Genomic DNA, 13,555 nt, shown 5'->3' on the forward strand with positions numbered 1-13,555 from the left:
TTCAACCGTGAGAACCCCATGAACCATCCTGCTTCCCCGATGTTCCCCGCGCCCGTCCACACCAGCCCGCAGGAGGCCATGGTTGCCGCCGCGGCGTTGCCGCTGGTGATCTATGGCTATCCGCTGATCGAAACGCTGCGCACCTGCCGCCTGCAGACTTCTGTCGATGCGCCCACGCGCTATGGCCGCGCCCCGATGAACATGCTCTCCGCCAGCGCACGGCAATGGACCCACGAGGACAGGGACATCGTCACACCGGCCAATGACCTGCTGTACTTCTGCGGCTGGCTGAACCTGGCAGATGGTCCGGCAACGATTCGCGTGCCCGCATTGCCGGACGCGGACCGCTACTACGTGATCGAACTGCTGGATGCGCACACGAACAACTTCGCCAACCTTGGGCCGCGCAACGTACCCAAGGAGGGCGCCGATATCGAGATCGTCGGCCCCGGCCAGCGCGGCAGCGGCGGACAGACGGTGGAGTCGCCGACATCGCTCGTCTGGATCATCGGGCGGGTCCTCGTGACCGGCGCCGATGACCTCGCGCGTGCCTATGCGTTCGAACAGGGCTTCCAGATGGTGAAGAGCGCGGGCCCGGCGCAGCCGCCGAGCGTGGCCCAGTGGCAGGAGAGCGACGACGAAGCCATCGACTTCTTCCAGAATCTCTACCGCGCCATGCGTGATTTCCCGCCCACGCAGCAGGAACTGGGGCTGTTCACGTTGCTGCGCAAGGTCGGGCTGCACCTCGAGGATGATCTGGACATTGGCTCGATGCGCCCATCGATCGTCAACGGCCTGCGCAGCGCGTACGCGCAAGCCATGGTGCTGATCGAAGCGCATACCCGCAGCCAGGGGCACAAGGCGTGGGGCTACAGCCTGCGACTGGGTACGTATGGCGATGACTGGCTGCTGCGCGCCTGCACGGCGATGAAAGGGCTGGGCGCCTTGCGCGCCGATGAAGCGGTGTACGCCATGGCCGATTTTGATGCCGATGGCGAACGGCTACACGGCAACCAGGCATACGAACTGCGCTTCCCGCCTGGCATGCTGCCGCCGGCCGATGCATTCTGGTCTGTCTCGCTCTATGGCGAGGACCGGTTCTTCACGGCCAATGAACTGGGGCGCTACGCCGTGGGCGATCGCACGCCTGGGCTGCGCAAGGAGCCGGACGGCACGCTGGTGATCCCCATCGGCCATGCCCGACCGGCGGAAGACGCCAACTGGCTGCCCGCCCCGTCGAGCCACTTCTATCTGATCCTGCGCCTCTACCATCCTTCCGAAGCGTTCCGGGCCGGGCAGTACACGATTCCTGCCGTGCGCCGCGTAGGCTGAGCAAGGACATTATTAGAACGACAGGAGACAACGAGACATGACACAGCAAGAGAACACCGCACAGCAACGCGCGCGCGATGCCGTGATCCACACGCTGCCGCTCTACGAGATGGCACGCATGCGCGCCGCCACCTGCCCGCGACGCGATCACACTGGAAGGTTCGCCGGAGACGGGCCCGAATCGACGCTACGCTGGGTCAACCACGTGATTCGCCCCCGCCAGTTGCTTGGCCCGCAGCACCGACAAGTGGTGACGCCGAACAACGACACGCTCTACACCAATGCATGGATCGATTTGTCGCGCGGCCCGGTGGTGCTGGAAGTGCCGGACTTCAACGGGCGCTACTACGTGTTGGGGCTGCTCGATTTCTATACAAATCCGTTTGGCTATATCGGCAGCCGCACGACTGGCCCAAGTGCGGGTCGTTTCCTGTTGCACGGGCCGGACTGGCACGGCACGGTACCGGCGGGGATGCAGGCTGTGGCATGCCCGACGAACGCGGTCTGGATGATCGGCCGTCTGCTCGTGGACGGCGAAGCCGACCTGCCCGTGGTGCACGCGCTGCAGGATGCCATCGCGCTGCGGCAACTGGACGGCTCGCTGGCGGCGTTCGCATTCGACGTTGCGATGCAACCCGAGGAGCATCTGGGCGACGCGCGACGCTTTGCCGAGGTGGTGAATCGCGTGGTGGGAGAAAACCCGCCGCTGGGTGCGGAGGCCGCCGAGATCGCAGCCTTTGCAGAGGTTGGCATTGGCCATGGCATTGTGCCGACGCCACAGCAGATCGACCTGCTCGACGCCGCCCTGCGTGGCGTGCTGGCGGATCTTGCCGAGCCGCAGCCGTCGGACATGGGCGGCGGTTGGGCAATGTCGGTGGATGTGCGTGAGTCCTTCGGTAGCAATTACCTGCAGCGGGCACTGGTGGCCAGGAACTACATCGGCGCGTTGGGCGTGCAGGAGGCCATGTATGTCATGGCCGACCGTGGTGGCGACGGCGAACCGCTCGACGGCCGTCATGCGTACCGGCTCGATTTCGCCGCCGACAATCTGCCCGATGTCGGCGCATTCTGGTCCCTGACGATGTACGACAAAGGCGATTGCATGCTGGTGCCGAATGACATCTCCCGGTACTCGCTGGGCGATCGCTCGCCATCGCTGACCCGTGGCGCGGACGGCAGCCTGAGCCTCTACCTTTCCGCAATGCCACCGCGTGATGAAGCGCTGCGGGGCAACTGGCTGCCCGCGCCGGCCGGACCGTTCTACGTCGCGCTGCGGTTGTACGTGCCGCAGCCCTCGCACCTGAACCGAACCTATCGCTACCCCGCCATCCAGCGCATGGAGGTGCCAGCATGAACCCTTCGCAATTGACTCGCCGGCGCCTGCTCGGCGCGATGGCGCTGGCGGGTCTGGTGCCGTCAGCCTTCGGGAACGCCTATCCGAGCAAGGCGGTGCGTTTTGTGTCGCCCTACGGGCCGGGCGGATCGAACGATACGTCGGCGCGAATCCTGGCCGAGGTATTGAGCCGCAAGTATGGCCAGCAGGTGGTGGTCGAGAACAAGCCGGGCGCCGGCACGCGCGTGGCGAGCGAATCCGTGGCCCACGCGGCGGCGGATGGCTACACGCTGCTGTGGGCGGCCGCACCGTTCGCGATCAATACCGGCGCAGGCTTGTCGCAACGTTTCGATATCCACAAGGATTTCGTTGCCGTGGGCCCGCGCGTGCTAGGGCCGGTTTTCCTGATCGTCAACGCGAACTCGCCGGTGAAGACCGTGGCGGATTTTGTAAAGGTGGCGAAACAGAAGCCCGACGGGGTGAACTTCGCATCGCCGGGTATCGGCTCGGGGCCGCACCTGACGGCGGAACTGTTCGCATCGCAAGCCGGGTTCAAGGTGGTGAACGTGCACTACCGGGGCGATGCGACGGCCTATACCGAACTGCTGGCCGGGCGCGTCGATGCAACGCTGACCGCCATCACCACGGCGCTGCCCTTTATCCAGGCGGGCAAGCTGCGCGTGATCGCGGTGGCGGCGGAACAGCGCACGCCGGTCTATCAGGATGCGCCCACCTTCGCGGAGCAGGGCGTGCCGGGCGTGGTTGGCTACGGCTGGTTCGGCATCGTCGCGCCGGCAGGCACGCCCGCGCCCATCGTGCGACAACTCAATCAGGATGCCAGTCAGGCATTGAGTGACGCGCAGGTCAGGCAGAAGCTCCTCGCGCTCGGCCTGCAACCCGAACCGGGTAGCAGCGCCGATTTCGCCGCATTTATTGATAGCGAGGTGAAGAAGTGGGGCACGCTGGTGCGCACGCGGGGGCTCGTGCTCGAGTGAGGCGGGTGGCGCCTACTGGCATCCAGATGGTGCTCTGATGCGTTGACGGCCGGTCAGCTGTTGCTCGTAGCGGAGGGCTTCCTTGCCAGTCCTGCACACTGACCTATCAGAGTCTGGGCACAACAGGCACTCCCGCTCCACTCGCCACGGCTGATCTTGCCATCCGCCCCGGCGATGAGCTTGCGCTGGCAATACGCGACCGTGGGGGGCGGCTCGAGCTGCGCGTCGCGGGGACCGCTGCCCGGTGGGCGGGCGGTGGGCATTTCATCGGTCCAGACATAGGCCGTGCCGTCCGGCGCGGCCTGTACGGTCTGCGGCGGCCCCCACTGCGCCTTGGCTTGCTCGACCGGCGCCCCTTTCCAGGAATCGAAGATCCGTTGCATGGTGCCCGCCTCCAGATTGGCGCAGGCAGTGGTCAGCGCGATCGCGGCAGCGGCGATCATGCCGGCGCGGGCAGGGGAACGTCGGGATGGTGCAGGCATGGCGACTCCATCAGGGGCGGCAGTCCTTCCCTCGGAGACTAGGCGAGCCAGGCGCCGGCTGCCAGTGCATTTATGCGTGCTGCCGCACCGTTCGCCAGCCCGTTTGGCTGTTTTAGCTGAAGAGCCCCGGCGTCTGACTGTGCTCCGAGGCGTTTGCCATGCGCTTTCCCGCCGTGCGAGGCACGCGGGCCGCTCTGGGTTCCGGGAGGACCGGAGGCGTCAGCACGAACTCGCGTGTAGATACCAGGGGTACGGCGCTGGCCTTCAGTTCTTCGATGCGCGGGGCCAGGATCTGGTAGGTGTCGATGTCGAAGCGGGCCGGCGCGGCCAGCTGCCGGGCGGCGTCCTCGAGCGTGGGGGCCGAGCCCAGGTAGCACCAGTCTTCGATGATGTGCCAGGGGAAGCAATCGCCGAAAGCTTCACGCCAGGCAATTGCTCCTGCAAACGGCCAGCGCTGGATGGCCATGGAAGCCATTGCTTCCACGGTGCGTTCCCGATGGGCGATCTGGGATTCATCCCCGGTGCAGGCGCCCGCGCATCGGTGCAACTGCCGCGCGAAACAAGGGCTGCCCCGGCGGGTGGTGCCTTCGAGCATCAGTGTCGCCAGGCAAAGCTGGTGTTCATCCGCCAGCGATCGCAGGCGCGCTTGCGCGGCGGCCCGGCTCGGAAATGCACCATATAGTGCGGCGTGTCGACTGAAGTCGACGTGACGATCCGAACGCAGGCGCGGTGCAGGCAGCCCGTCGAGCATCTCCCACGAGAATAGCTCGGTGTTCTGGCGCAGCAGGTGGTTGTGCAGCGGCCGCAGTGTCTTGACCAGATGCGCCTCGCTCAGCAGGGCGCCGATTTCTCCTCCGGTCTCGCGCCACTCGACGCGGCGCACGGAGCGGGCCAGCCGCATCTCCCTGGCGTTGCTGTGATCCCCGGCGAAGTGGGCGCGAATGCGCTGGCGCAGATGGATGCTCTTGCCGACGTAAAGCAGCACGTCGTCGTCGCCATAGAAGAGATAGACGCCCGGGCGATCCGGTACATCGTCCAATGCAGTTTCTTCCAGGCCCGCTGGCAGGCTGGCGTGCTTGACCAGCGACGTCACGGCGGATTCGACCAGGTCGACCGAATAGATCTCGTGAATCTTCTGCCAGAACTGCCACAGCAGCTCGGCATCGGCTAGCGCGCGGTGCCGACCCTTCGGCGTCAGGCCGAAGCGGGCGATCAGGGCATCCAGGCCATGGCGCTCGACGGACGGAAAGAGCGACCGGGACAGACGAAGCGTGCAAAGTACGTCCGCACGGAAGGTCACGCCAGCGCGGCGGAACTCGTTCTTCAGGAACCCATAGTCGAAGCGCGCATTGTGGGCGACGAACAGGCGACCTTGCAGCTTCTCGGCCAGGGCTTCGGCAATCAATGCAAAGGTGGGCTGGCCGCGGACCATATCGTCGGTGATGCCGGTCAGTCCCTGTACGAACGGTGGGATGCTGGTCAGGGGATCGACCAGCGTGTCCCATTCCTGAATGCCGTCGGGGCCGACTTCGACCACGCCGATTTCGGTGATGCGGTCTCGCTGCGCGTCCGCCCCGGTTGTTTCCAGATCGACAAATACAATAGGCCGTGCAAGCGCGGCAGCAAGCGCCTGCGCATCGAGCATACCGGGCTCGCGGCTGGTCAACTTCTCTGGAAGGTAGGTGGGCGGTTCTTGGAGGGTCATGCGGCGATTCTAATAGATAGGTAAATTCTTTTACGAAACCCCTTGCCTTCCGCAGTGGGGTCATCTAATATTCGCCCCCTCGCAACACGAAACGCACTGCAAACGCAGCAGCGACAAGGGTTGTGGGGCGGCAGTGGGTTGGGGTTGCGAAGGAATGCAGCGCTGACCGGCAGAAAAAAGTTCTGCAAAAACTGTTGACGAAACGCTGAATGCTCTGCATAATCTCGTTTCTCCGCTGCAACGAAATGACGGCAACGTCAGCGAGGCAGCGACAGCGAACCGGCAAAGCCGGGCGCTGAGGTTCTTTAACAATCAAACAACCGATAAGTGTGGGCGCTTGATGGCGAACGCCACGGTGACTTCGGTCGCTGTGATGCTTCAAAAGTTATCAGTGCTCGCACAGTAAAACATGTTGGTTGGGTTCTTCGGAGCCTGGCCAGTCAGTTTTCTGAGAGTGAGCGACCGCTCGAAAGAGCGAGGTGCTTCGGCACCACACAGAGATTGAACTGAAGAGTTTGATCCTGGCTCAGATTGAACGCTGGCGGCATGCCTTACACATGCAAGTCGAACGGCAGCGCGGACTTCGGTCTGGCGGCGAGTGGCGAACGGGTGAGTAATACATCGGAACGTACCCTGTTGTGGGGGATAACTAGTCGAAAGATTAGCTAATACCGCATACGACCTGAGGGTGAAAGTGGGGGACCGCAAGGCCTCACGCAGCAGGAGCGGCCGATGTCTGATTAGCTAGTTGGTGGGGTAAAGGCCCACCAAGGCGACGATCAGTAGCTGGTCTGAGAGGACGATCAGCCACACTGGGACTGAGACACGGCCCAGACTCCTACGGGAGGCAGCAGTGGGGAATTTTGGACAATGGGGGCAACCCTGATCCAGCAATGCCGCGTGTGTGAAGAAGGCCTTCGGGTTGTAAAGCACTTTTGTCCGGAAAGAAATCGCGCTGGTTAATACCTGGCGTGGATGACGGTACCGGAAGAATAAGCACCGGCTAACTACGTGCCAGCAGCCGCGGTAATACGTAGGGTGCGAGCGTTAATCGGAATTACTGGGCGTAAAGCGTGCGCAGGCGGTTTTGTAAGACAGGCGTGAAATCCCCGGGCTTAACCTGGGAATTGCGCTTGTGACTGCAAGGCTAGAGTGCGTCAGAGGGGGGTAGAATTCCACGTGTAGCAGTGAAATGCGTAGAGATGTGGAGGAATACCGATGGCGAAGGCAGCCCCCTGGGACGTGACTGACGCTCATGCACGAAAGCGTGGGGAGCAAACAGGATTAGATACCCTGGTAGTCCACGCCCTAAACGATGTCAACTAGTTGTTGGGGATTCATTTTCTCAGTAACGTAGCTAACGCGTGAAGTTGACCGCCTGGGGAGTACGGTCGCAAGATTAAAACTCAAAGGAATTGACGGGGACCCGCACAAGCGGTGGATGATGTGGATTAATTCGATGCAACGCGAAAAACCTTACCTACCCTTGACATGCCACTAACGAAGCAGAGATGCATTAGGTGCCCGAAAGGGAAAGTGGACACAGGTGCTGCATGGCTGTCGTCAGCTCGTGTCGTGAGATGTTGGGTTAAGTCCCGCAACGAGCGCAACCCTTGTCTCTAGTTGCTACGCAAGAGCACTCTAGAGAGACTGCCGGTGACAAACCGGAGGAAGGTGGGGATGACGTCAAGTCCTCATGGCCCTTATGGGTAGGGCTTCACACGTCATACAATGGTGCGTACAGAGGGTTGCCAACCCGCGAGGGGGAGCTAATCCCAGAAAACGCATCGTAGTCCGGATCGTAGTCTGCAACTCGACTACGTGAAGCTGGAATCGCTAGTAATCGCGGATCAGCATGCCGCGGTGAATACGTTCCCGGGTCTTGTACACACCGCCCGTCACACCATGGGAGTGGGTTTTGCCAGAAGTAGTTAGCCTAACCGCAAGGAGGGCGATTACCACGGCAGGGTTCATGACTGGGGTGAAGTCGTAACAAGGTAGCCGTATCGGAAGGTGCGGCTGGATCACCTCCTTTCTAGAGGCTTGTGTTCACAAGTCAAGCGTTCACACTTATCGGTTTGTTTGCTGTTACAGCCAAGGGTCTGTAGCTCAGGTGGTTAGAGCACCGTCTTGATAAGGCGGGGGTCGTAGGTTCAAGTCCTACCAGACCCACCAAGTTATCGCGCGGGGGATTAGCTCAGCTGGGAGAGCACCTGCTTTGCAAGCAGGGGGTCGTCGGTTCGATCCCGTCATCCTCCACCAGTACCTTGGGGTTGTAGTCAAAGACAAGAATTCAGGCGGGTGCCTGAGTGTTTGTCTTTGGCTGTTGCCAACAGGCGTCAAGCCTGGCTGTTCTTTAACAATATGGGATGTAGTAAAGGTGTCGCGAGCGTTGATGAGACGCTGTAGTACAAACGCGATACCGGGTTGTGATTGTATCAACCAAAATGTATTTAAAGTGATCGAAAGATGACTTGGAATACGGCACAAACGCGAGAACTCAGACCTATGACGGTCGTGTCCTAGAGACACACTCGTTATAGGGTCAAGCGAACAAGTGCATGTGGTGGATGCCTTGGCGATTACAGGCGATGAAGGACGCGGTAGCCTGCGAAAAGCTTCGGGGAGCTGGCAAACGAGCTTTGATCCGGAGATGTCCGAATGGGGAAACCCGGCCCGAATGGGTCATCCCTGACTGAATACATAGGTCAGGGAAGCGAACGCGGCGAACTGAAACATCTAAGTAGCTGCAGGAACAGAAATCAACCGAGATTCCCAAAGTAGTGGCGAACGAAATGGGAAGAGCCTTGTACTCTTTAGCAGCATTGTTAGCAGAACGGGATGGAAAGCCCGGCCATAGCAGGTGATAGCCCTGTATGCGAAAACAGCGTTGTGGAACTAGGTGTACGACAAGTAGGGCGGGACACGTGAAATCCTGTCTGAAGATGGGGGGACCATCCTCCAAGGCTAAATACTCGTAATCGACCGATAGTGAACCAGTACCGTGAGGGAAAGGCGAAAAGAACCCCGGGAGGGGAGTGAAATAGATCCTGAAACCGCATGCATACAAACAGTCGGAGCCTGGAAACGGGTGACGGCGTACCTTTTGTATAATGGGTCAGCGACTTACATTCAGTGGCAAGCTTAACCGATTAGGGAAGGCGTAGCGAAAGCGAGTCCGAATAGGGCGTTGAGTCGCTGGGTGTAGACCCGAAACCAGATGATCTATCCATGGCCAGGTTGAAGGTGCGGTAACACGTACTGGAGGACCGAACCCACTAACGTTGAAAAGTTAGGGGATGAGCTGTGGATAGGGGTGAAAGGCTAAACAAATCTGGAAATAGCTGGTTCTCTCCGAAAACTATTTAGGTAGTGCCTCGTGTCTCACCTTCGGGGGTAGAGCACTGTCATGGTTGGGGGGTCTATTGCTGATTACCCCGCCATAGCAAACTCCGAATACCGAAGAGTGCAATCACGGGAGACAGACATCGGGTGCTAACGTCCGGTGTCAAGAGGGAAACAACCCAGACCGCCAGCTAAGGTCCCAAAGATTGGCTAAGTGGGAAACGAAGTGGGAAGGCTAAAACAGTCAGGAGGTTGGCTTAGAAGCAGCCACCCTTTAAAGAAAGCGTAATAGCTCACTGATCGAGTCGTCCTGCGCGGAAGATGTAACGGGGCTAAGCCAGTCACCGAAGCTGCGGACGCACGCAAGTGCGTGGTAGGAGAGCGTTCTGTAAGCCTGTGAAGGTGTCTTGTAAAGGATGCTGGAGGTATCAGAAGTGCGAATGCTGACATGAGTAGCGATAAAGGGGGTGAAAGGCCCCCTCGCCGTAAGCCCAAGGTTTCCTACGCAACGTTCATCGGCGTAGGGTGAGTCGGCCCCTAAGGCGAGGCAGAGATGCGTAGCTGATGGGAAGCAGGTTAATATTCCTGCACCGTCGTATGATGCGATGGGGGGACGGATCGCGGAAGGTTGTCCGGGTGTTGGAAGTCCCGGTCCCTGCATTGGAGAAGGCGCTTAGGCAAATCCGGGCGCGGAATTCAAGGATGTGGGGCGAGCGGCCTAGTGCTGCGAAGCAATTGGAAGTGGTTCCAAGAAAAGCCTCTAAGCTTCAGTCATACGAGACCGTACCGCAAACCGACACAGGTGGGCGAGATGAGTATTCTAAGGCGCTTGAGAGAACTCGGGAGAAGGAACTCGGCAAATTGGTACCGTAACTTCGGGATAAGGTACGCCCTTGTAGCTTGACTGGCCTGCGCCAGGAGGGTGAAGGGGTTGCAATAAAATGGTGGCTGCGACTGTTTAATAAAAACACAGCACTCTGCAAACACGAAAGTGGACGTATAGGGTGTGACGCCTGCCCGGTGCCGGAAGATTAAATGATGGGGTGCAAGCTCTTGATTGAAGTCCCGGTAAACGGCGGCCGTAACTATAACGGTCCTAAGGTAGCGAAATTCCTTGTCGGGTAAGTTCCGACCTGCACGAATGGCGTAACGATGGCCACACTGTCTCCTCCCGAGACTCAGCGAAGTTGAAGTGTTTGTGATGATGCAATCTCCCCGCGGCTAGACGGAAAGACCCCATGAACCTTTACTGTAGCTTTGCATTGGACTTTGAACCGATCTGTGTAGGATAGGTGGGAGGCTTTGAAGCGTGGACGCTAGTTCACGTGGAGCCGTCCTTGAAATACCACCCTGGTTTGTTTGAGGTTCTAACCTTGGCCCGTGAATCCGGGTCGGGGACAGTGCATGGTAGGCAGTTTGACTGGGGCGGTCTCCTCCCAAAGTGTAACGGAGGAGTTCGAAGGTACGCTTGGTACGGTCGGACATCGTACCTAAAGTGCAATGGCAAAAGCGTGCTTAACTGCGAGACTGACAAGTCGAGCAGGTGCGAAAGCAGGACATAGTGATCCGGTGGTTCTGAATGGAAGGGCCATCGCTCAACGGATAAAAGGTACTCTGGGGATAACAGGCTGATACCGCCCAAGAGTTCATATCGACGGCGGTGTTTGGCACCTCGATGTCGGCTCATCTCATCCTGGGGCTGTAGCCGGTCCCAAGGGTATGGCTGTTCGCCATTTAAAGAGGTACGTGAGCTGGGTTTAAAACGTCGTGAGACAGTTTGGTCCCTATCTGCCGTGGGCGTTGGAATCTTGACGGGGGCTGCTCCTAGTACGAGAGGACCGGAGTGGACGTACCGCTGGTGTACCTGTTGTCTCGCCAGAGGCATCGCAGGGTAGCTATGTACGGAAGAGATAACCGCTGAAAGCATCTAAGCGGGAAACTCGCCTGAAGATGAGGATTCCCTGGAGGCTTGACCTCCTTGAAGGGTCGTTCGAGACCAGGACGTTGATAGGCTGGGTGTGGAAGCGCAGTAATGCGTTAAGCTAACCAGTACTAATTGCCCGTAAGGCTTGATCCTATAACCAGTGTGTTTTACCTGGTGAGTGCGCCTTGTGCCCAGGTGTGCAACACAACCCAATCTTTACTACACCCAGATTCGCCGCGCTGACCTCGGGTCAGCCCGGCAACCCCTCATGCCTGGTGACCATAGCAAGTTGGAACCACTCCTTCCCATCCCGAACAGGACCGTGAAACGACTTCGCGCCGATGATAGTGCGGACTACCCGTGTGAAAGTAGGTCATCGCCAGGCTCTTATACCCAAAACCCCCAGCCCTATAAGCTGGGGGTTTTGCTTTTATGCCGCGCGGTTTAACTGCGCGGCGTCGTTGGCGGAAACGTCTGCCAGTACAACTCGAAATTCAGCAAAAAGGCCCACGCCATATCGGCGTGGGCCTTTTTATTGCGTATTTCGCAAGAGCCCGTCTCACTGTCCCGCTCGCGCAAAACACCGTCCCGCGAGCGTGTATCTCGGCGGCTGAAAACCCGCGCAAGCCCGCGAAATATCGTCGGAACGCTTCTATTGCGAGTATTTCACCGCATTACAGGTCGATTTCCAGTGACCCTAACCGATCTACAAACTGGTAGGATGACGCGCTATTGGCAGCATGCTTATTGAACTGATTCAAAAGTATGCTGCTCAAATGCTGCATTGCCGCAGCGGTGTGACAAAGGGTTCGGAGGAGGACCTTGTCAGCGCGCAGAGCGTTCTGGGCGACACCCGGCCGGCAAACGTTACCGTTGAAGTCATCGCCAGCAAGCTTTGGGATCCGATATCGGGCCTTGGTCTATTGTTGCGATCGGCGAGACGATGCTCACTCAGATTCGGGCACGAACTCGCGCGAATGACGGTAACACCGATAACAGAAGATTGTGCAAGACAGTCAGAATACGGGGAGCGGGGCGGGCATCTAAGTCACCCTGCCAGCCGGACGCGTGCGCGTCCGGCGTTGTGTATTTCGAGGCCAGCTAACTGGCGAAAGCAGGGGCGAATGGCGATGACGATCCGCTGAACCCGATCACCGACAAGTGCCGATGGCAGGCACGCCAATTGCGTCCGCGTGTAACGCGGTCGCGCCGGTCTGGCCAACCAGGCCCAAAGAAGAACTCATCCGTTTCATCCTCGAGGATATCGCTATGCAAGCAATGCGCGCCCGGCGTGCTTTGATTCCAGGCATTCTGGCTGTTGCCGTAACAGTACTGTCTGCGTGCGGCAAGGACAACAAGCCGCCTGCGGCCCAGACGCCTGAAGTGAAAGTTGTCACGCTGAAGGACGAGAACGTTACGCTCGACAGTTCCTTGCCTGGGCGCACCATGCCCTACCGGATCGCCGAGGTTCGCCCTCAGGTCAATGGCATCCTGCAGAAGCGTCTGTTTGTCGAAGGCAGCGATGTGAAGCAGGGCCAGCAGTTGTACCAGATCGATCCGTCGACCTATGAAGCTACTGCGAAGAGCGCCGAGGCAAATCTCGAATCGGCGCGCCTGCTTGCCGAACGCTACGGCAGGCTGGTCGGAGAGGAAGCCGTCAGCAAGCAGCAATACGCCGAGGCGCAGGCTTCCTACCTGCAAGCCAAAGCCGCTGTGGACCAGGCCCATATCAACCTGCGCTACACCAAGGTCCTTTCGCCGATTTCCGGCCGTATCAGCCGATCGCTTGTCACTGAAGGCGCGCTGGTAACGAACGGCCAGGCTAACGCGCTGGCAACGATTCAGCAGCTCGATCCGATCTATGTGGATGTGACGCAGCCGTCGTCGGCAATCCTCCGCCTGCGTCGCGAACTGGCCAACGGCCAGTTGCAGGGTGCCGGCGCGAACGCGGCCAAGGTTACGCTGCAGCTCGAAGATGGCAGTATCTATTCGGAGCCCGGTCGTCTTGAGTTCTCGGAAGTGGCCGTCGACCAGGGCACGGGTTCCGTGACGCTGCGCGCCGTCTTCCCGAACCCGCGCAATGAACTGCTGCCGGGCATGTTCGTTCATGCGCGTCTGGCGGAAGGCGTCAAGACTGCCGCTATCCTGGCACCGCAGCGCGGCGTCACGCGTGACCTGAAGGGGCAAGCGACTTCGCTGGTGGTGAATGCGAGCAACGAAGTGGAGCAGCGCATTCTCTCGACCGACCGCACGGTTGGCGACAAGTGGCTCGTTACAGCAGGCCTGAAGGCTGGTGATCGCGTGATCGTCGAGGGTCTGCAGTTTGTGCGCCCGGGTGCGAAGGTCAAGGCCACCGAAGCCGATGCGGCCACAGCCGGTGCCGTGGAGGCTTCGGCCGCGAGCGCGGCGTCGGCCCCCGCGGCAAAGTCCTGAACGGGA

Annotated in this window: 6 protein-coding genes, 2 tRNA genes and 3 rRNA genes; 9 read left to right on the forward strand and 2 right to left on the reverse strand. The window is 59.9% G+C overall.

Annotated features, from left to right (window positions below; all coding sequences use genetic code 11):
• The first annotated feature begins 18 nt into the window (after positions 1 to 18).
• The 3 genes from K6G35_RS22400 to K6G35_RS22410 are packed head-to-tail and all read left to right on the forward strand — an operon-like array spanning position 19 to position 3,660.
• Positions 19 to 1,332, forward strand: a complete 1,314-nt coding sequence (locus K6G35_RS22400; RefSeq protein WP_495677112.1) for a DUF1254 domain-containing protein — start codon at positions 19 to 21, stop codon at positions 1,330 to 1,332.
• A 37-nt stretch (positions 1,333 to 1,369) separates the two neighbouring features.
• Positions 1,370 to 2,686, forward strand: a complete 1,317-nt coding sequence (locus K6G35_RS22405; RefSeq protein WP_035884524.1) for a DUF1254 domain-containing protein — start codon at positions 1,370 to 1,372, stop codon at positions 2,684 to 2,686.
• Positions 2,683 to 3,660, forward strand: a complete 978-nt coding sequence (locus K6G35_RS22410) for a Bug family tripartite tricarboxylate transporter substrate binding protein (protein ID WP_286880237.1) — start codon at positions 2,683 to 2,685, stop codon at positions 3,658 to 3,660. The genes K6G35_RS22405 and K6G35_RS22410 overlap by 4 nt, the downstream gene beginning before the upstream one ends.
• Before the next feature lie 53 nt (positions 3,661 to 3,713).
• Here K6G35_RS22410 and K6G35_RS22415 read toward each other — a convergent pair whose 3' ends face one another.
• Together K6G35_RS22415 and K6G35_RS22420 are read right to left on the reverse strand one after the other, a co-directional pair.
• Positions 3,714 to 4,142, reverse strand: coding sequence for a hypothetical protein (locus tag K6G35_RS22415; RefSeq protein ID WP_035884526.1), 429 nt, complete (start codon positions 4,140 to 4,142; stop codon positions 3,714 to 3,716).
• Between the two features lie 112 nt (positions 4,143 to 4,254).
• Positions 4,255 to 5,847 carry a 3'-5' exonuclease family protein gene (locus K6G35_RS22420; protein WP_495677113.1) on the reverse strand — a complete coding sequence of 531 codons (1,593 nt, stop codon included), beginning with the start codon at positions 5,845 to 5,847 and terminating at the stop codon, positions 4,255 to 4,257.
• A gap of 503 nt (positions 5,848 to 6,350) precedes the next feature.
• Between K6G35_RS22420 and K6G35_RS22425 the strand changes: the two genes are divergently transcribed.
• The 6 genes from K6G35_RS22425 to K6G35_RS22450 all read left to right on the forward strand — a co-directional run bounded on the left by K6G35_RS22425 (position 6,351) and on the right by K6G35_RS22450 (position 13,549).
• Positions 6,351 to 7,882: ribosomal RNA gene (locus tag K6G35_RS22425) — 16S ribosomal RNA — on the forward strand.
• Positions 7,883 to 7,945: 63 nt separating this feature from the next.
• Positions 7,946 to 8,022 (forward strand) — tRNA-Ile (locus K6G35_RS22430).
• 11 nt (positions 8,023 to 8,033) lie between these two features.
• Positions 8,034 to 8,109, forward strand: a tRNA-Ala gene (locus K6G35_RS22435).
• 281 nt (positions 8,110 to 8,390) lie between these two features.
• Positions 8,391 to 11,269, forward strand: a 23S ribosomal RNA gene (locus K6G35_RS22440).
• Between the two features lie 118 nt (positions 11,270 to 11,387).
• Positions 11,388 to 11,501: ribosomal RNA gene (rrf, locus tag K6G35_RS22445) — 5S ribosomal RNA — on the forward strand.
• The 16S, 23S and 5S rRNA genes sit together here with 2 tRNA genes alongside, the layout of an rRNA operon.
• Positions 11,502 to 12,385: 884 nt before the next feature.
• Complete coding sequence (locus K6G35_RS22450) at positions 12,386 to 13,549, forward strand: efflux RND transporter periplasmic adaptor subunit (protein WP_008644670.1); 1,164 nt, start codon at positions 12,386 to 12,388, stop codon at positions 13,547 to 13,549.
• The last annotated feature ends 6 nt before the right edge of the window (positions 13,550 to 13,555 follow it).

The organism is Cupriavidus sp. HY129, assembly GCF_059492215.1.

Excerpts from the sequence above, each read along its gene's own strand:
- K6G35_RS22400 (WP_495677112.1), top strand. The coding sequence starts at position 19 with ATGAACCATCCTGCTTCCCCGATGTTCCCCGCGCCCGTCCACACCAGC.
- K6G35_RS22405 (WP_035884524.1), top strand. The coding sequence starts at position 1,370 with ATGACACAGCAAGAGAACACCGCACAGCAACGCGCGCGCGATGCCGTG.
- K6G35_RS22410 (WP_286880237.1), top strand. The coding sequence starts at position 2,683 with ATGAACCCTTCGCAATTGACTCGCCGGCGCCTGCTCGGCGCGATGGCG.
- K6G35_RS22415 (WP_035884526.1), bottom strand. The coding sequence starts at position 4,142 with ATGCCTGCACCATCCCGACGTTCCCCTGCCCGCGCCGGCATGATCGCC.
- K6G35_RS22420 (WP_495677113.1), bottom strand. The coding sequence starts at position 5,847 with ATGACCCTCCAAGAACCGCCCACCTACCTTCCAGAGAAGTTGACCAGC.
- K6G35_RS22450 (WP_008644670.1), top strand. The coding sequence starts at position 12,386 with ATGCAAGCAATGCGCGCCCGGCGTGCTTTGATTCCAGGCATTCTGGCT.